This window comes from Rhizobium sp. N731, from assembly GCF_001664145.1.
Classification (GTDB): Bacteria; Pseudomonadota; Alphaproteobacteria; order Rhizobiales; family Rhizobiaceae; genus Rhizobium; species Rhizobium esperanzae.
The window spans coordinates 3,736,592-3,756,047 of record NZ_CP013601.1; the positions used below are offsets into that span (position 1 = coordinate 3,736,592).

General features: G+C 62.0%; 10 protein-coding genes. All 10 read left to right on the forward strand.

Going from position 1 to position 19,456, the window contains the following annotated elements; genetic code table 11:
• Nucleotides 1-90: 90 nt before the first annotated feature.
• The 10 genes from AMK02_RS18185 (at nucleotide 91) to glgX (ending at nucleotide 19,383) form a co-directional block, all read left to right on the forward strand.
• Complete coding sequence (locus tag AMK02_RS18185; RefSeq protein WP_064804952.1) at nucleotides 91-3,414, forward strand: transglutaminase family protein; 3,324 nt, start codon at nucleotides 91-93, stop codon at nucleotides 3,412-3,414.
• Between the two features lie 39 nt (nucleotides 3,415-3,453).
• Nucleotides 3,454-5,871, forward strand: coding sequence for a circularly permuted type 2 ATP-grasp protein (locus tag AMK02_RS18190; RefSeq protein ID WP_064804953.1), 2,418 nt, complete (start codon nucleotides 3,454-3,456; stop codon nucleotides 5,869-5,871).
• A 4-nt stretch (nucleotides 5,872-5,875) separates the two neighbouring features.
• Nucleotides 5,876-6,754, forward strand: a complete 879-nt coding sequence (locus AMK02_RS18195) for a transglutaminase family protein (protein ID WP_064804955.1) — start codon at nucleotides 5,876-5,878, stop codon at nucleotides 6,752-6,754.
• A gap of 114 nt (nucleotides 6,755-6,868) precedes the next feature.
• On the forward strand, nucleotides 6,869-8,089 hold the full coding sequence (locus AMK02_RS18200; RefSeq protein ID WP_064804957.1) for a TadE/TadG family type IV pilus assembly protein: 1,221 nt from the start codon (nucleotides 6,869-6,871) through the stop codon (nucleotides 8,087-8,089).
• A gap of 273 nt (nucleotides 8,090-8,362) precedes the next feature.
• Complete coding sequence (locus tag AMK02_RS18205) at nucleotides 8,363-10,825, forward strand: glycogen/starch/alpha-glucan phosphorylase (RefSeq protein ID WP_064804959.1); 2,463 nt, start codon at nucleotides 8,363-8,365, stop codon at nucleotides 10,823-10,825.
• Nucleotides 10,822-13,029 carry a 1,4-alpha-glucan branching protein GlgB gene (glgB, locus tag AMK02_RS18210; RefSeq protein WP_064804960.1) on the forward strand — a complete coding sequence of 736 codons (2,208 nt, stop codon included), beginning with the start codon at nucleotides 10,822-10,824 and terminating at the stop codon, nucleotides 13,027-13,029. The genes AMK02_RS18205 and glgB overlap by 4 nt, the downstream gene beginning before the upstream one ends.
• 18 nt (nucleotides 13,030-13,047) lie before the next feature.
• Complete coding sequence (gene glgC, locus AMK02_RS18215; RefSeq protein WP_064804961.1) at nucleotides 13,048-14,310, forward strand: glucose-1-phosphate adenylyltransferase; 1,263 nt, start codon at nucleotides 13,048-13,050, stop codon at nucleotides 14,308-14,310.
• Between the two features lie 3 nt (nucleotides 14,311-14,313).
• Entirely contained in the window at nucleotides 14,314-15,756 is a 1,443-nt protein-coding gene (gene glgA, locus AMK02_RS18220; protein WP_064804962.1) for a glycogen synthase GlgA, read from the forward strand.
• A gap of 6 nt (nucleotides 15,757-15,762) precedes the next feature.
• Nucleotides 15,763-17,394: an alpha-D-glucose phosphate-specific phosphoglucomutase gene (locus AMK02_RS18225; protein WP_064804963.1), complete on the forward strand. Its 1,632-nt coding sequence runs from the start codon at nucleotides 15,763-15,765 to the stop codon at nucleotides 17,392-17,394.
• A gap of 12 nt (nucleotides 17,395-17,406) precedes the next feature.
• Nucleotides 17,407-19,383 carry a glycogen debranching protein GlgX gene (gene glgX, locus AMK02_RS18230; RefSeq protein ID WP_064804965.1) on the forward strand — a complete coding sequence of 659 codons (1,977 nt, stop codon included), beginning with the start codon at nucleotides 17,407-17,409 and terminating at the stop codon, nucleotides 19,381-19,383.
• Nucleotides 19,384-19,456 lie beyond the last annotated feature (73 nt).

Consider the following 19,456-nt stretch of genomic DNA (forward strand, 5'->3'; position numbering starts at 1 on the left):
TCCGCCCTTGCTTTCTTTCGCTGCATTGCACACACTGGCTTCGGGAACAGCAAGCCGCACAATGATGCGCGCCGGATAAAAAAGAGAAATATGTCGATCAAAGCCAGCATCTATCACCTGACGCACTATACCTATGACAAACCGGTCCGGCTCGGCCCACAGATCATCCGGTTGAAACCGGCCTCGCATTCGAAGACGCGGGTGCTCAGCCACTCGTTGAAGGTCACCCCCTCCAACCACTTCGTCAATCTGCAGCAGGACCCTTACGGCAATTACCTCGCCCGCTTCGTCTTCCCGGACCCGGTGACGGAATTTAAGATTGAGGTCGACCTCGTCGCCGACATGACGGTCTATAATCCCTTCGATTTCTTCGTCGAGGAGGAGGCGACCAAGTGGCCGTTCGATTATCCTGAAACCATCCGGGAGGATCTGTCGATCTACATGACGCCGGAGCCGGCCGGCCCGCGTCTCAAGGCGCTGCTGCCGACGCTCGATTGGTCGCCGGGCCAGCCGACGATCGATATGGTCGTCGGCCTGAATGCCCGCCTGCAGCGGCAGATCGGCTATGTCATCCGCATGGAAGCCGGTGTGCAGACGCCGGAAGAGACGCTGGAAAACGCCAAAGGCTCCTGCCGCGACACCAGCTGGCTGCTCGTCCAGATCCTGCGCCACCTCGGCCTTGCCGCCCGCTTCGTCTCCGGCTACCTCATCCAGCTGACGCCTGACCTGAAGGCGCTCGACGGCCCCTCCGGGACCGAAGTCGATTTCACCGACCTGCATGCCTGGGCCGAGGTCTATCTGCCCGGTGCCGGCTGGGTTGGCCTCGATCCGACCTCCGGCCTTCTGACCGGCGAAAGCCATATCCCGCTTGCAGCAACGCCGCACTATCGCAACGCCGCTCCGATTTCCGGCGGTTATTTCGGCGAGGCCGAAACCGAATTCGCCTTCGATATGAAGGTCTCGCGCGTTGCCGAGCATCCGCGCATCACCAAGCCCTTCTCCGATGACAGCTGGAACGAACTCAACGAACTCGGCGAGAAGGTCGATCGCATCCTCGAAGCCGAGGATGTGCGCCTCACCATGGGCGGCGAGCCGACCTTCGTCTCGATCGACGATTTTCAATCCGCCGAATGGAACACCGAGGCCGTCGGCCCGACCAAGCGCGAAAAGGCGGACGCGCTCATCCGCCGGCTTCGGACCCGCTTCGCCCCGAACGGTTTCCTGCATTACGGCCAGGGCAAATGGTATCCGGGCGAAAGCCTGCCACGCTGGACCTTCTCGCTCTACTGGCGCAAGGATGGCTTGCCGATCTGGTCCGATGACAATCTCGTCGCCACCGAGGGCCGCAATTATGAGGTCACGGAGGATGACGCCGGCCGGCTGCTGACGGCGATTGCCGGCGAGCTGGATGTTTCCCCCGAATATATCGCGCCGGCCTTCGAGGATCCCGCCGAATGGCTCACCAAGGAAGCGAACCTGCCGGAGAATGTCGATCCGGCGAATTCCAAGCTCAAGGACGCCGAGGAGCGCAGCCGTATCGCCCGTGTCTTCGATCGCGGACTGACCCGCGCGACCGGTTATGTCCTGCCTGTTCAGGCCTGGAACGCGCGGGCCAGCGGCCGCACATGGACGAGCGAGAAGTGGTCGACGCGGCGCGGCCGCATCTTCCTCGTGCCGGGCGACAGTCCCGTAGGCTATCGTCTGCCGCTCAATTCGCTCGCCTATATCCCGCCCTCGCAATATCCCTATATCAACCCGCTGGATCCGTTTGTGCAACGCCCGGAACTGCCGGATTTCGACGAGGATAGCGGGCGTCCGCTGCAAGCCGCGCACTTCCAGCCCTTCACCGACCAGCAGCCGGCGGCACCCCAATCGTTGAACGAGATCGGCGGCCACGTCCGCACCGCGCTTTCCGTCGAGCCGCGCGACGGCCGCCTCTGCGTCTTCATGCCGCCCACAGAAACGCTCGAAGATTATCTCGATCTCATTGCCTCCACCGAACGAGCGGCAGCCGCCCTCGGCCTCGCCGTTCACATCGAAGGCTATCCGCCGCCGCAGGACGAGCGCATCAACGTCATCCGCGTCGCCCCGGATCCCGGCGTCATCGAGGTCAACATTCATCCGTCCTCGACATGGAAAGAGACGGTCGACATCACCACTGCCATCTACGAGGAGGCTCGCCAGAGCCGTCTCGGCGCCGACAAGTTCATGATCGACGGCCGCCACACCGGCACCGGCGGCGGCAACCATGTCGTCGTCGGCGGCAGCAACCCCAACAACAGTCCTTTCCTGCGCCGCCCCGACCTTCTGAAGAGCCTGGTGCTGCACTGGCAACGCCATCCGTCGCTGTCCTACCTCTTCTCCGGCCTGTTCATCGGCCCAACCAGCCAGGCGCCGCGCATCGATGAGGCCCGTCACGACAGCCTCTACGAGCTGGAAATCGCACTGGCGCAGATCCCCGCGCCCGGCCGCGGCCAACCGCCGCTGCCCTGGCTCGTAGATCGCCTGTTCCGCAACCTGCTGATCGACGTGACCGGCAATACCCACCGCGCCGAAATCTGCATCGACAAGCTCTTCTCGCCCGATGGCCCGACAGGTCGCCTCGGTCTCGTGGAATTCCGGGGCTTCGAGATGCCGCCGAATGCCCGCATGTCGCTGGCCCAGCAGCTGCTGGTGCGTGCGCTGATCGCCCGCTTCTGGATGAACCCGGCCGACGGCAAGTTCGTGCGCTGGGGAACCTCGCTGCACGACCGCTTCATGCTGCCGCATTATGTCTGGGCCGACTTCCTCGATGTGCTGGCGGACTTGCGCGAAAACGGCTTCGATCTCAGCCCTGAATGGTTCAAAGCCCAGCTCGAATTCCGCTTCCCCTTCTGCGGCGAGGTCGAATATGAAGGATCGAAGCTGGAACTGCGCCAGGCGCTGGAACCCTGGCACGTCATGGGTGAGCAAGGCGCGATCGGCGGCACGGTGCGCTATGTCGATTCGTCCGTCGAACGCCTGCAGCTACGCTTCGAAACAAGCAATACCGCGCGCTACACCGTCACCTGCAACGGCCGCGTCCTGCCGCTGACGCCGACCGGCACGTCGGGCGTATCGGTCGCCGGCGTCCGCTACAAGGCATGGCAACCGGCCTCTGGCTTGCATCCGGTGTTGCCGGTCAACACACCTTTGACTTTTGATATTTATGATACATGGTCGAAACGTTCGATTGGCGGCTGCATCTATCATGTTGCCCATCCGGGCGGCCGGACCTATGACACCTTCCCGGTCAACGGCAACGAGGCGGAAGCAAGGCGGCTCGCCCGCTTCGAGCCGTGGGGGCATACGGCGGGCGGTTTTATCCCGCGCGCCGAGACGGGTTCGCCGGAATTCCCGCTGACGCTGGATCTGAGGCGGCCCGCCGGCATTTGAGGACCGGGGCTAGAGGCCGAGGGTTGAAGTTGGGGTTTGATGGGTAAGAGACCGGCAGTGGAGCGCAGGGAAGAGGCGGAGAGCAGCATCGGCAAGGATGCGGCCTTCGGCTATGCGCCGCTTCCCGGCACCGCCGACGAAATGGTGGACAATAAAGGCGGGGTCCGCCCCGTCTGGCAGCGTTTCCTCTCGCATCTCGGCGCAATGCCGGAAAAGGATCTCGCGGAGCGCTTCGCCCGCGCCGACCGGTACCTCAGAGACGCCGGCGTCTTCTACCGTGCCTATGGCAGCAAGGGTACCGGCGAACGCGCCTGGCCGATCTCGCATATCCCGGTGTTGATCGATGAGCGCGAATGGCAGGCGCTGTCGGCAGGCCTCGTCCAGCGCGCCGACCTGCTGGAGGCGATCATTGCCGATATCTACGGCGAGAACCGGCTGGTGGAGGAAGGATTCCTGCCGCCGGCGCTGATCGCCGCCAATCCCGAATTTCAGCGCCCGCTGGCCGGCATCCGGCCGGCATCCGGCCACTATCTTCACTTCTGCGCCTTCGAGATCGGCCGCGGGCCTGACGGCAATTGGTGGGTGCTGGCAGACCGCACCCAGGCTCCCTCCGGCGCCGGCTTTGCGCTTGAAAACCGCGTCGCGACGACACGAGCCTTCTCGGATATCTACGCCGAAACGCCCGTCCACCGCCTCGCCTCCTTCTTCGGCGCCTTCCGCGATGCGCTGCAGGACATGAAACATTCGGGCGACGACCGCATCGCCGTCCTCACGCCAGGTCCCGCCAACGAGACCTATTACGAACACGCCTACATCGCCCGCTATCTCGGCTTCATGCTGCTCGAGGGTGAGGATCTCGCCGTCGTCAAGGGCCGCGTCATGGTGCGCACCGTCGCTGGCCTGAAGCCGATCGGCGTGCTCTGGCGCCGCCTCGATTCGGCCTTTGCCGACCCGCTGGAGCTGAACCAGAATTCGCATATCGGCACGCCTGGTCTGGTGGAGGCGCTGCGCGCCGAAAGCGTCACCATCGTCAATGCGCTCGGCACCGGCATTCTCGAAACCCGGGCGCTTCTGGCCTTCATGCCGACCATCTGCCGGCATCTGCTCGGGCAGGATCTGAAACTGCCGTCGATCGCCACCTGGTGGTGCGGCCAGAAGGAAGAGCGCGAGCAGGTCGCCAAGAATATCGAGAAAATGGTGATCGGCCCGGCCTATTCCCGCGCCCCCTTCTTCGATGACAACGGCGAATCTGTCCTCGGCTCGTCGCTGCGGGCGACCGCCAAGGACTCCATTGCCGACTGGCTGAACTCGGACGGCCCGAAACTTGTGGGACAGGAGGTCGTCACGCTATCGACGACGCCCGCCTGGGTGAACGGCAAGCTCGTGCCGCGGCCGATGTCGCTGCGTGTCTTCGCCGCCCGCACGGCAAACGGCTGGCAGATCATGCCCGGCGGTTTTGCCCGCATCGGCTCCGGCGCCGACGTCTCGGCGATCGCCATGCAGTCCGGCGGAGCGGCCGCCGACGTCTGGATCGTCAGCGACAAGCCGGTCGAGCGTCACACCCTGCTGCCGGCGGAAGGCAGCTTCACCCGCAACATGCCGGGCAGCCTGCCGAGCCGGGCGGCCGACAATCTGTTCTGGCTCGGCCGCTACATCGAACGCGCCGAAGGAGCGTTGCGCATCCTGCGCGCCTGGCATGCGCGTTTTGCCGAAGCTGCCGATCCGAGCCAGCCGCTGCTCGCCGATGTCTCAGCCTATCTCGCGGCCGTCGATATCGATACCGCCGAGCCCGTGCCCGAGAGGCTCCTGCGCAACATCGACAGCGCCGTCTATTCGGCCAGCAACATCCGCGACCGCTTCTCGCCCGATGGTTGGCTCGCCCTCAACGATCTCGCCAAGACCGCCCGGCGGTTTCACACCACCGTCACGGCCGGCGATGACGCCAGCCATGCGATGACGATCCTCCTGCGCAAGCTGGCGGGCTTTGCCGGCCTCGTGCACGAAAACATGTACCGCTTCATGGGCTGGCGCTTCCTCTCGCTCGGTCGCTATATCGAGCGTGGCCTGCACATGACGCGCCTGCTCGGCCACATGTCCGGCCCGGAAGCGCCCGACGGCGCGCTCGACATGCTGCTCGAGATCGGCGACAGCGTCATGACCCACCGTCGCCGCTACAACGTCAATACCGCGCGGCTGACCGTCACCGACCTGTTGGCGCTCGATCCCCTCAATCCTCGCTCGGTCCTCTTCCAGGTGAACGAGATCCACCATGAGGTCGAGCAATTGCCGAACGCCCTGATCAATGGGCAGATGTCGCCCTTCTACCGGGAGGCGATGCGGCTTCATTCCGGTCTGGCGGTGATGACGCCGGAGGGCATGGGAGTCGAGGTCTACCAGCGGCTCGAACGCGAATTGGAGCAGCTTTCCGATCTGCTCGCCCAGACCTATCTCGGGTGACGGCGTGCTTTACGATCTCTCGCTCCGCATGAGTTACAGCTACGACGTGCCGGCCTCCGGCGCTCGCCATATCATGCGACTGATGCCGCTGTCGCTGAGCAACCGCCAACGCCTGGTCGCCGGCTCGATCACCGTCTCGCCGACACCGGACGAGCAGTCGCATTTCGTCGATTTCTTTCAACATCCCGCCACCTCTTTCATGCTGCGGACGCCGCACGAGACGCTCGACATTCGCATGCAGGCCCGTGTGCAGGTCGAAAGCCAGCCGATCGCCGCCGATTTCTCTCCGCTGCTTGCCGACCTGCCGGAAGAAATATCAGACGTCTGGTCGCTGGCGCCGGATTCGCCGCATCACTTTCTCGGCGACAGCCCGCGCCTGACGCAGGCGCGCGAGATTGGCGATTATGCACGAAGCTGCGTCACGCCCCAGCTGACAGCCATGCAGATCGCTCATGCGCTCTGCGCCCGCATCCATAAGGATTTCACCTACGATTCCGACGCGACGACAGTGGACACGACCCCGCTCGAGGCGTTCAGGCTGAAACACGGCGTCTGCCAGGATTTCACCCACATCATGATCCTGGCGCTCAGAAGCCTCGGCATTCCGGCCGGCTACGTCTCCGGTTTCCTGCGCACCATTCCGCCCCCCGGCAAGGAACGTCTGGAAGGGGCAGACGCCATGCATGCCTGGGTGCGGGTCTGGTGCGGCGAGACGATCGGCTGGATCGAGCTCGACCCGACCAACAACATTCCCGCCGGTATGGACCATATCGTCGTCGCCTATGGACGGGACTATTCCGATGTCGTCCCCGTCATCGGCGTATTGAAAAGCTATGGCGGCCAGCGCGCCGTTCAGGCGGTCGATGTCATCCCGCTGAAATAATCCCAAAACTGGAAAAATTAGCCGATTCGTTAAAATTCTATTGACGCAGTAAGGACTGCGTAAAGAGGCAGCGTGCGTAAATCACCTCACAGGGTTTCCAGTTGGGTGAACATGATGAGCACCTCGTTTTTGCGTCCCTGCCTGCGTCGCATGTTCAGCGATCGAGGCGGTAATTTCGGTATCATGACGGCGATTTTGGCGCCGGTTCTTCTCGGCGCTGCCGGCATGGCGATCCAGGTCGGTGATATGCTGCTCTCGAAACAGCAATTGCAGGAAGCAGCCGATTCGGCGGCGCTTGCGACCGCCACCGCACTGGCGAATGGCACGATCCAAACCTCTGAGGCCGAAGCCTTCGCCCGGAATTTCGTCGCCGGGCAGATGGCGAATTATCTGCAGAGCGGTACCGACATCAAGAGCACGACGAGCGTGAATGTCCAAACAACGACATCGGGCAAATCGACATCCTACCAAGTAACGGTTTCGCCGAGTTACGACCTCACGGTCAATCCGCTCATGCAGGCAGTCGGCTTCAGCACGCAGCATCTCTCGACCACCGGCACGACGGTCGGTGGTCATTCAGAGACCCAAGGCTCGATCTCCATGTTCCTCGCCCTCGACAAATCGGGGTCGATGGGAGATCCGACCACCACTGTCACGACGGAATCCTTCACCTACAAGTGCAATCCTCATCTGAACAATGGCGGCAGGACAGTCTACGACACCTGCACCGGCACGCGTACGCGTTACTACACAAAGATAGAAGCGCTGAAGCTCGCCGCCGGCAATCTCTTCGGTCAGCTCAATAGCGCGGATCCCAATGCCGAATATGTACGCACAGGCGCGGTATCCTACGATATCGTTGAATACCCCGCCAGCAGTCTCGCCTGGGGGACCGCCGCTGCCTCAAACTACGTCAACGCGCTTCAGTCAGGAGGCGGCACGAACTCCAGCGGCGCAATGAACACGGCCTATTTGTCTCTGACAGCTAAGAACGCTGCCGGGAATGACGTCGAAAACGCCGCCCATCAGCAAAAAACCGGGCAAGTGCCCAAGAAGTACATCGTCTTCATGACGGACGGCGACAACAACAATGATAGCAGCGGCGGCCGTTCCTACGACACTGCAACGAAGAAGACATGCGACGACGCGAAAGCGAAAGGCATCGAAATCTATACGATTGCCTTTATGGCACCCGCAGGCGGGCAGGCGCTGCTGCATTATTGCGCCTCCGACGACTCCCATTATTTCCAGGCTGAAAAAATGGAAGACCTCCTTGCCGCCTTTCAGGCGATCGGTGCGAAGGCCTCCGCTCAGTTGACACGTCTGACGAACTGAGCAACAGCCGCGACAAAGGGCAAAGGAAAAGCCGCGCCGGAACAAACCGGCGCGGCTTTTCGCTGTTGCTGCCGGCCTTCAGATCGGGAAAGGCGATTGAAATCAATCCTCCCGGTCAATGTGAATATGAAGGTTTCGCAAATTTTTCGTTTGTCCAAATCCTTTGTTGCAAGTGCTTCCTAACGATGCATAAACTGTCGCAAGCGCAGGCGACAAATCGATTAAATCGGGCATAACACCCTGATACCAAATTAAAATTGGCGAGATCTGACCATGAATACCGTTTCCAAGCCGGTTATCCCCTCTCCCGCTCCCCGCAGCTCAAGGCCGGAAATTCTCGCTGAAGAAATCATCGAACGCCTGACCTACCGCATCGGTAAGGACGCCAAGGTGGCAAAGCCGCATGACTGGCTGACGGCGACGATCCTGGTGGTGCGCGACCGCATCATCGACAAGTGGATGGCCTCCACCCGTGAGGTCTATGCGACCGGAGCCAAGCGCGTCTATTATCTATCTCTCGAGTTCCTGATCGGCCGCCTGATGCGCGATGCCGTCTCGAACCTCGGCCTGATGGAAGAGGTGCGCGATGCTCTTAGCTCCCTCGGCGTCGACGTCAACGTCATCGCCGGCCTGGAGCCGGACGCCGCGCTCGGCAATGGCGGCCTCGGGCGTCTCGCCGCCTGTTTCATGGAAAGCATGGCGACGGTCGATGTTCCGGCCTATGGCTATGGCATCCGCTACGTCCACGGCCTCTTCCGTCAGCAGATGGCCGACGGCTGGCAGGTGGAACTGCCGGAAAATTGGCTCGCCCACGGCAACCCTTGGGAATTCGAGCGCCGCGAGAGCGCCTATGAAATCGGTTTCGGCGGCGCCGTCGAATTCATCACCACCCATGACGACCAGCCGCGCTACGTCTGGAAGCCGGCCGAGCGCGTCATCGCTGCCGCCTTCGACACGCCGGTGGTCGGCTGGCGGGGAAAACGCGTCAACACGCTGCGCCTCTGGTCGGCGCAGCCGATCGATCCGATCCTGCTCGATGCCTTCAACGCCGGTGACCACATCGGCGCGCTGCGCGAAAGCAACAAGGCCGAAAGCCTGACCCGCGTCCTCTATCCTGCCGATGCAACCCCTGCCGGTCAGGAATTGCGGCTACGCCAGGAATTCTTCTTCTCGTCGGCCTCGCTGCAGGACATTCTGCGCCGCCACCTGCAGCAATATGACGACTTTACCTCGCTGCCGGACAAGGTGGCCATTCAGCTGAACGACACCCATCCGGCCGTCTCGGTCGCTGAACTGGTGCGTCTGCTCTGCGACGTGCACGGCATGGATTTCGACCAAGCCTGGGATATCACCCGCCGCACCTTTTCCTACACCAACCACACGCTTCTGCCGGAAGCATTGGAAAGCTGGCCGGTTCCGCTGTTCGAGCGCCTGCTGCCGCGCCACATGCAGATCGTCTACGCGATCAATGCCAAGATCCTGCTCGAAGCCCGCAAGGGTAAGAACTTCTCCGACAGCGAAATCCGCTCGATCTCGCTGATCGAGGAAAGCGGCGACCGCCGCGTGCGCATGGGCAATCTCGCCTTCATCGGTTCGCACTCGATCAACGGCGTCTCGGCGCTGCACACCGACCTGATGAAGGTCACGGTCTTTGCCGACCTGCACAAGCTCTATCCCGACCGCATCAACAACAAGACCAACGGCATCACGCCGCGCCGCTGGCTGCAGCAGTGCAATCCCGGCCTCACCGGTCTGATCCGCGAGGCGATCGGCGATGCGTTCCTCGATGATGCCGAAAAGCTTCGCCCGCTCGAGGCACATGCTTCCGATCCGACCTTCCAGCAGAAGTTCGCGGCGGTGAAGCGGGCCAACAAGGTAGCGCTTTCCAATCTCGTCGCCAGCCGCATGGGCGTGAAGCTCGACCCGTCGGCGATGTTCGACATCCAGATCAAGCGCATCCACGAATACAAGCGCCAGCTTCTGAACATCATCGAAGCCGTCGCCCTCTACGACCAGATCCGCTCGCATCCGGAGCTGGACTGGGTGCCGCGCGTGAAACTCTTCGCCGGCAAGGCGGCGCCGAGCTATTACAATGCCAAGCTGATCATCAAGCTGATCAATGACGTCGCCCGCACGATCAACAACGATCCGGCGGTGCGCGGGCTGCTGAAGGTCGTCTTCGTGCCCAACTACAATGTCTCGCTCGCCGAAGTCATGGTTCCGGCGGCCGACCTTTCCGAGCAGATCTCGACCGCCGGCATGGAAGCATCCGGCACCGGCAACATGAAGTTCGGTCTCAATGGCGCACTGACGATCGGCACGCTCGACGGCGCCAATGTCGAAATGCGCGACAATGTCGGCGAAGATAACATCGTCATCTTCGGCCTCAGAGCTGATGAGGTCGCCAAAGTCCGCAGCGACGGCCACAATCCACGCGCTATTATCGAAGGGTCCCGCGAACTCTCCCAGGCGCTTTCAGCCATCGGCTCCGGCGTCTTCTCGCCCGACGACCGCAATCGCTACACGGCGCTGATCGACGGGATCTATTCGCATGACTGGTTCATGGTCGCCGCCGATTTCGACGCTTATGCCCAGGCCCAGCGCGACGTCGATCAGATCTGGACCAACCAGTCCGCCTGGTACACGAAGACGATCAACAATACGGCACGGATGGGCTGGTTCTCCTCCGATCGCACGATCAGGCAATATGCAGACGAAATCTGGAGAGCCGGATGAAAACGCCGAAAACCGTCCCTGAAGTAAAGCTTTCCTGGGAAATTTCGGCAGATGAAATCACGGCGATCCTTGCCGGCTCGCATTCCAATCCCTTTGCCGTCCTAGGTGTGCACCAGGCCGGCGAGGCTTTCGTTGCCCGGTGCTTCATCCCGGGTGCGGAGGAAGTGACCGCCATGACCCTCGATGGCGGGATTGTCGGCGAATTGAACCAACTCCACGCCGATGGCCTCTTCGCCGGGCCGGTTTCACTCGCCAAACTGCAGCCGGTGCGTTACCGCGCCCGGCGCGGCGACGCCGAATGGGCGGTCACCGACCCCTACAGCTTCGGGCCGGTGCTCGGGCCGATGGACGATTATTTCGCCCGCGAAGGTTCGCATCTGCGCCTGTTCGACAAGATGGGCGCCCATCTCATCAAGCATGACGGCGCGCAGGGCATCCACTTCGCGGTCTGGGCGCCGAACGCCCAGCGCGTCTCCGTGGTTGGCGATTTCAACGGCTGGGACGGCCGCCGCCATGTCATGCGCTTCCGCGCCGACAGCGGCATCTGGGAAATCTTCGCTCCCGATGTGCCGCTCGGCGTCGCCTACAAGTTCGAGATTCGCGGCCACGACGGCGTGTTGCTGCCGCTGAAGGCCGATCCCTTCGCCCGCCGCAGCGAGCTCAGACCCAAGACCGCCTCGATCGCCGCTGCCGAACTGGAGCAGGTCTGGGAGGACGAGGCCCATCTGAAGCACTGGCGCGAAACCGACAAGCGCCGTCAGCCGATCTCGATCTATGAGGTGCATGCCGGCTCCTGGCAGCGCCGGCAGGACGGCACCATGCTGTCCTGGGACGAGCTCGCCTCCAGTCTCATCCCCTACTGCGTCGACATGGGTTTCACTCATATCGAATTCCTGCCGATCACAGAGCATCCCTACGACCCTTCCTGGGGCTATCAGACGACCGGCCTTTACGCGCCGACCGCCCGCTTCGGCGAGCCGGAAGGCTTCGCCCGTTTCGTCAACGGCTGCCACAAGGTCGGTATTGGCGTCATTCTCGACTGGGTGCCGGCACATTTCCCCACCGACGAACACGGCCTCGGCTGGTTTGACGGCACGGCGCTCTACGAGCACGAAGACCCGCGCAAGGGCTTCCATCCGGACTGGAACACGGCAATCTATAATTTCGGCCGCACTGAAGTGGTTTCCTATCTGGTCAACAACGCCCTCTATTGGGCCGAGAAGTTCCATCTTGACGGCCTGCGCGTCGATGCCGTCGCCTCGATGCTCTATCTCGATTATTCCCGCAAGCATGGCGAATGGATCCCGAACGAATATGGCGGCAACGAGAATCTCGAAGCCGTCCGCTTTCTGCAGGACCTCAACATCCGCATCTACGGCCAGCATTCCAACGTCATGACCATTGCCGAGGAATCGACCTCCTGGCCGAAAGTCTCGCAACCCGTGCATGAAGGCGGCCTCGGCTTCGGCTTCAAATGGAACATGGGCTTCATGCACGACACGCTGAGCTACATGAAGCGCGACCCGGTGCACCGCAAGCACCACCATAATGAGCTCACCTTCGGTCTCCTCTACGCCTATTCGGAAAATTTCGTCCTGCCGCTGTCGCACGACGAGGTCGTCCACGGAAAGGGCTCGCTGATCGCCAAGATGCCGGGCGACGACTGGCAGAAGTTCGCCAATCTGCGCGCCTATTACGCTTATATGTGGGGCTATCCCGGCAAGAAGCTGTTGTTCATGGGCCAGGAATTCGCCCAGTGGAGCGAATGGAGCGAGGATCGGTCGCTCGACTGGAACCTGCTGCAATACCGTATGCACGAGGGCATGCGGCGCCTGGTGCGCGACCTCAACTTCACCTATCGCAGCAAACCCGCCCTGCATGAGCGTGACTGCGAGGGCGAAGGCTTCGAATGGCTGATTGCCGACGACGGCGAGAATTCCGTCTTCGCCTGGCAGCGCAAGGCGCCGGGCCAGAAGCCGATCGTCGTCATCACCAACTTTACGCCCGTCTACCGCGAGAACTACTTGTTACGCCTGCCTTCCGCAGGCCGCTGGCGCGAGATTCTGAATACCGATGCCGACATCTATGGCGGCAGCGGCAAGGGCAATGGCGGGCGCGTGCAGGCCGTCGATGCCGGCGGCAATATCACCTGCTCGATCACGCTGCCGCCCTTGGCGACAATCATGCTTGAACCTGAAAATTAAGACTGGTGGGAGGAGAAAATGGTAGAGAAGCGTATTCAGCCACTTGCCCGCGATGCAATGGCCTATGTTCTGGCGGGCGGCAGGGGGAGCCGTCTCAAGGAACTCACCGACCGACGCGCCAAGCCCGCTGTTTATTTCGGCGGCAAGGCCCGCATCATCGATTTCGCCCTGTCGAACGCGCTGAATTCAGGCATTCGCCGCATCGGCGTTGCGACGCAGTACAAGGCGCATTCGCTGATCCGTCACATGCAACGCGGCTGGAACTTCTTCCGCCCGGAAAGAAACGAAAGTTTCGACATCCTGCCTGCCTCGCAGCGCGTTTCCGAAACGCAGTGGTATGAAGGCACTGCCGACGCCGTTTATCAGAACATCGATATTATCGAGGATTACGGCGTCGAGTACATGGTCATTCTCGCCGGCGACCATGTTTACAAGATGGACTATGAATACATGCTCCAGCAGCATGTCGATTCCGGCGCGGACGTGACGATCGGCTGCCTGGAAGTGCCGCGCATGGAAGCAACCGGCTTCGGCGTCATGCATGTCAACGAAAAGGATGAGATCTTCGCTTTCATCGAAAAGCCGGCCGATCCGCCCGGCATTCCCGACAAGCCGGATTTCGCGCTCGCCTCGATGGGCATCTACGTCTTCCACACCAAGTTCCTGCTCGATGCGCTGCGCCGCGACGCCGCCGACCCGACCTCGAGCCGCGATTTCGGCAAGGATATCATCCCCTATATCGTCAAAAACGGAAAGGCGGTCGCCCACCGCTTCGCCAAATCCTGCGTCCGTTCCGATTTCGAGCACGAGCCCTACTGGCGCGACGTCGGCACGATCGACGCCTACTGGCAGGCCAATATCGACCTGACGGCCATCGTCCCGGAACTCGATATCTACGATAAGTCCTGGCCGATCTGGACCTATGCCGAGATCACCCCGCCGGCGAAATTCGTCCATGACGACGACGACCGCCGCGGATCGGCGACGTCCTCCGTCGTCTCGGGCGACTGCATCATCTCAGGCGCCAGCCTCAACAAGAGCCTGCTCTTCACCGGCGTCAGGGCCAATTCCTTTTCCAAGCTGGAGGGAGCGGTCATCCTGCCGAATGTGAAGATCGGACGGCGCGCCCAGCTCAAGAACGTGGTGATCGACCATGGCGTCGTCATTCCGGAGGGTCTTGTGGTCGGCGAGGATCCCGAGCTCGACACCAAGCGCTTCCGACGGACGGAAAGCGGCATCTGCCTGATCACTCAGCCGATGATCGACAAGCTGGATATTTGACTTATGAAAGTTCTTTCGGTTTCGTCCGAAGTCTTCCCCTTGATCAAGACAGGGGGCCTGGCCGATGTGTCCGGCGCCCTGCCCATTACTCTGAAAGACTTCGGGGTCGAGACCAAGACCCTCCTGCCCGGCTATCCCGCCGTCATGAAGGTCATTCGCGACCCTGTCGTCAGGCTTGAATTCCCGGACCTGCTCGGTGAGCGAGCGACCGTGCTCGAGGTTGAACACGAGGGCCTCGATCTGCTCGTCCTCGACGCGCCCGCTTATTACGACCGGCCGGGCGGTCCCTATCTTGATCCGCTTGGCAAGGATTATCCCGACAATTGGCGCCGTTTCGCCGCCCTGTCGCTCGCCGCTTCCGAGATCGCCGCCGGTCTGCTGCCCGGCTGGCGGCCGGATCTCGTCCACACGCACGATTGGCAGGCGGCGCTGACATCCGTCTACATGCGCTATTATCCAACGCCGGAACTGCCGAGCGTGCTGACCATTCACAACATTGCCTTCCAGGGCCAGTTCGGTCCCAAGATTTTTCCCGGCCTGCGCCTGCCCGATCATGCCTTCGCCATCGACGGCGTCGAATATTACGGCACGACCGGCTTTCTCAAGGGCGGCCTGCAAACCGCACATGCGATCACGACGGTCAGCCCGACCTATGCCGATGAGATCCTGACGCCGGAATTCGGCATGGGCCTCGAAGGCGTCATCGCCACCCGCATCGATGATCTGCATGGCATCGTCAACGGCATCGACACCGATGTCTGGAATCCGGCAACCGATCCCGTTGTCCACACCCATTACGGACCGACGACGCTGAAGAACCGCGAGGAAAACCGCCGCTCGATCGCCGAGTTCTTCCATCTCGACAATGACGATGCTCCGATTTTCTGCGTCATCAGCCGTCTTACCTGGCAGAAGGGCATGGATATCGTCGCCAACGTTGCCGACCGGATCGTCGCCATGGGCGGCAAGCTCGTCGTGCTCGGTTCAGGTGAGGCTGCGCTGGAAGGCGCGCTGCTGGCATCGGCCAGCCGGAATCCTGGCCGCATCGGCGTCTCGATCGGCTATAACGAACCGATGTCGCACCTGATGCAGGCCGGCTGCGACGCCATCATCATCCCCTCGCGCTTCGAACCCTGCGGCCTCACCCAGCTTTACGGCCTACGTTATGGCTGCGTGCCGATCGTCGCCCGCACCGGCGGATTGAACGACACCGTCATCGACGCCAATCACGCCGCACTTGCGGCGAAAGTGGCAACCGGCATACAATTCTCACCCGTGACCGAAACGGGCATGCTACAGGCAATCCGCCGTGCGATGCATTTTTACGCGGACCGAAAACTCTGGACCCAATTGCAAAAGCAAGGCATGAAATCGGATGTCTCCTGGGAGAAGAGCGCCGAACGCTACGCTGCCCTCTATTCAAGCCTCGTCTCGAAAGGCATGTGACCTAAAATGATCAAGTCCGTACCCACCACGCCCTATCTGGACCAGAAACCCGGCACGTCGGGTCTGCGCAAGAAGGTTCCGGTCTTCCAGCAGCCGAACTATGCGGAGAATTTCATCCAGTCGATCTTCGATTCGCTGGAAGGCTATCAGGGCAAGTGCCTCGTCATCGGCGGCGACGGACGTTACTACAATCGCGAAGTCATCCAGAAGGCGATCAAGATGGCCGCCGCCAACGGCTTCGGCAAGGTCATGGTCGGCAAGGGCGGCATTCTGTCGACGCCGGCCGCGTCCCACATCATCCGCAAGTACAAGGCCTTCGGCGGCATCATTCTGTCGGCCAGCCACAATCCCGGCGGGCCGACCGAAGATTTCGGCATCAAATACAACATTAACAATGGCGGCCCGGCGCCGGAGAAGATCACCGACGCGATCTATGCGCGCTCCAAGACGATCGACAGCTACAAGATCGCCGATTTCGCCGACGTCAATCTCGACCGCATAGGCAAGGACGAGCTTACCGGCGGCATGATCCTCTCGGTCATCGACCCGGTCGAGGACTATGCCGCGCTGATGGAAGAACTGTTCGATTTCGGCGCCATCCGCAATCTGATCAGCCTCGGTTTCCGCATCGCTTTCGATGGCATGAGCGCCGTCACCGGCCCCTACGCCAAGGAAATCTTCGAAAATCGTCTCGGCGCTCCCTTGGGTTCGGTTCGCAACTTCATGCCGCTGCCGGATTTCGGCGGTCATCATCCCGATCCGAACCCGGTTCACTGCAAGGAACTCTTCGATGAGATGATGGGAGAGGACGCGCCCGATTTCGGCGCCGCGTCCGACGGTGACGGCGACCGCAACCTCATTATCGGCCGCGGCATCTTCGTCACCCCCTCCGATAGTCTGGCGATCCTTGCCGCCAACGCCAATCTCGCCCCCGGCTATTCCGGCGGCCTCGCCGGCATCGCCCGGTCGATGCCGACATCGGGCGCGGCCGACCGCGTTGCCGAAAAACGCGGCATCGGCATGTATGAGACGCCGACCGGCTGGAAGTTCTTCGGCAACCTGCTCGATGCCGGCATGGCGACGATCTGCGGTGAAGAAAGCTCCGGCACCGGCTCCAATCATGTCCGTGAGAAGGATGGCCTCTGGGCCGTGCTGCTGTGGCTGAACATCCTTGCCGTGCGCGGCGAGAGCGTCGCCGACATCGTCACTCAGCACTGGCAGACCTACGGCCGCAACTATTACTCGCGCCACGACTATGAAGGCCTGGACACCGGCGCGGCGAACGACCTGATGGACAATCTCCGCAGCCAGCTCTCCACCCTGCCCGGCAAGAGCTTCGGCAGCTTGAAGGTCGAGAAGGCCGATGATTTCGCCTATCATGATCCGATCGACAAATCGGTCAGCGAGCATCAGGGCATCCGTGTGCTCTTCGAAGGCGGCTCCCGCGTCGTCTTCCGCCTGTCGGGCACCGGCACGTCTGGCGCAACCTTGCGCGTCTATATCGAGCGCTACGAGCCGGATTCGACTCGTCACAACATCGAAACGCAGGAAGCGCTTGCCGATCTAATCGCGGCCGCCGAAAGCATTGCCAGCATTCGTGAGCGCACGGGACGCGATGAGCCAACCGTGATCACCTGATCCGGGGGGGACATGCGGGACAGCAATTCGGCGCGGGGCGCGATCGTCTTCGAGACCGGCGTCGAATTTGCCGTGTGGTCGCATCATGCCGCGCAGATCGAACTCTGCCTCTTCGAAAATGACGGCAACAGGGAATTCGCGCGCCTGCCGATGGCCCGCGATGGCAACCATACCCATCGCCTGTTCGTCGACGGCCTCGGGCAGGGCGCCCGCTACGGCTATCGCGCCGACGGCATCTATGCGCCCGACAACGGCCTCTGGTTCGACCCGTCCAAACTGCTGATCGATCCCTACGCCAGGGAAATCGACCGGCCGTTCCGCTACGATCCCCGCCTCGGCCTCTACGGCGAGGACAGCCAGGATCTGATGCCGAAGGCGATCGTCACCACCGATACCCCAGCCGCAATCGGCAAGCCGCTCTTCAAACCGGGCGGTTTTATCTATGAAGTGGCGGTGCGGCCCTTCACCATTCTTCACCCCGATGTGCCGGAGGCCGAGCGCGGTACCGTCGCAGCCCTTGCCCATCCATCGGTGATCGCGCATCTGAAGCGGATCGGGGTCGATGCCGTCGAACTGATGCCGATCACCGCCTGGATCGATGAGCGCCACTTGCCGCCGCTCGGTCTCACCAACGGCTGGGGCTACAACCCCGTCGGTTTGATGGCGCTCGATCCGCGAATTGTCCCCGGCGGCATGGCCGAGCTGCGCAAGACCATTGCCGCCCTCCATGCCGAAGGCATCGCCGTCATCCTCGATCTCGTCTTCAACCATACCGGCGAGAGCGATCGTTATGGCGCGACGCTGTCGCTGCGCGGCCTCGACAACCTGCATTATTATCGCCACGCCCCGAACAGCCCCGGCGAACTCATCAATGATACCGGCACCGGCAACACGATCGCCTGCGATCATCCCGAGGTCAGGCGCCTCGTCATCGACAGCCTGCGCCATTTCGTACTCAAAGCCGGCGTCGACGGTTTCCGCTTCGATCTCGCCCCGGTGCTGGGCCGCACCGCGAGCGGCTTCGAGCGCGATGGGGGAACGCTCGCCGCGATCTTGGCGGACAGCGTGCTTGCCGACCGCATCATGATCGCCGAACCGTGGGATATCGGCCCGGGTGGTTACCAGCTCGGCAATTTCCCCAGCCCCTTTCTCGAATGGAACGACAGGGTTCGCGACGATCTGCGCTGTTACTGGCGTGGCGACCAATGGAAGACCGGCTCGCTCGCAACGGCGCTTGCCGGTTCCTCCGACATCTTCTCCCGCAATGACGGCAAAGGGACGCGCAGCGTCAATTTCCTCGCCGCCCATGACGGCTTCACGCTGATCGACCTCGTCTCCTATGCCGGCAAGCACAATGACGCCAATGGCGAGCATAACCGGGACGGCCACAACGAGAACCATTCCTGGAACAATGGCGTCGAAGGCGAGACCCTCTATCCCACCATTCGCAAGCGCCGGATCAATGACGTGATGGCGCTGATATCAACGCTCTTTGCCACCCGTGGCAGCGTCATGCTGACGGCGGGTGACGAGGGCGGCCGCAGCCAGCACGGCAACAACAACGCCTATTGCCAGGACAATGAGATCACCTGGCTGGATTGGAAGGCGCTGAACGAGGATCTTATCGCCCATACCGCGTTCGTCGCGGGGCTGCGCCGCCGCTTTACGATTTTTTCCGAAACCGACTTCCTCTCCGGCAATGGCGATGTCGAATGGATCTCGCTCTCCGGCGAACCGATGACCGTTGCCGAATGGGAGACGCCATCGCTCTCGACCCTCGGCATGCTGCTCGCCACCGGCGACCGCTCCTCGCGCGGCAGAAAAACCCGGCTTGCCGTGCTTTTCAATCGCTCGGAGAGTCGCCAGCTCTTTACGCTTCCGTCGGAAAACGAGCCGGGCTGGCGCCAGCTAACGCCGGAGGGAGCGAAGAAGGCCGACGCCCGCGTGACCGTCGAGCCACGCTCGGTCGCCTTTTTCGTAGAAAAATGACCGCCTTCCCCCACTCACGCAAATCCTTGTCGCAATCGTCATAAATGCACGATAAGGCTTTGCCCGGCGGCTT

Excerpts from the sequence above, each read along its gene's own strand:
- AMK02_RS18185 (WP_064804952.1), top strand. The coding sequence starts at position 91 with ATGTCGATCAAAGCCAGCATCTATCACCTGACGCACTATACCTATGAC.
- AMK02_RS18190 (WP_064804953.1), top strand. The coding sequence starts at position 3,454 with ATGGGTAAGAGACCGGCAGTGGAGCGCAGGGAAGAGGCGGAGAGCAGC.
- AMK02_RS18200 (WP_064804957.1), top strand. The coding sequence starts at position 6,869 with ATGAGCACCTCGTTTTTGCGTCCCTGCCTGCGTCGCATGTTCAGCGAT.
- AMK02_RS18205 (WP_064804959.1), top strand. The coding sequence starts at position 8,363 with ATGAATACCGTTTCCAAGCCGGTTATCCCCTCTCCCGCTCCCCGCAGC.
- glgB (WP_064804960.1), top strand. The coding sequence starts at position 10,822 with ATGAAAACGCCGAAAACCGTCCCTGAAGTAAAGCTTTCCTGGGAAATT.
- glgC (WP_064804961.1), top strand. The coding sequence starts at position 13,048 with ATGGTAGAGAAGCGTATTCAGCCACTTGCCCGCGATGCAATGGCCTAT.
- glgA (WP_064804962.1), top strand. The coding sequence starts at position 14,314 with ATGAAAGTTCTTTCGGTTTCGTCCGAAGTCTTCCCCTTGATCAAGACA.
- AMK02_RS18225 (WP_064804963.1), top strand. The coding sequence starts at position 15,763 with ATGATCAAGTCCGTACCCACCACGCCCTATCTGGACCAGAAACCCGGC.
- glgX (WP_064804965.1), top strand. The coding sequence starts at position 17,407 with ATGCGGGACAGCAATTCGGCGCGGGGCGCGATCGTCTTCGAGACCGGC.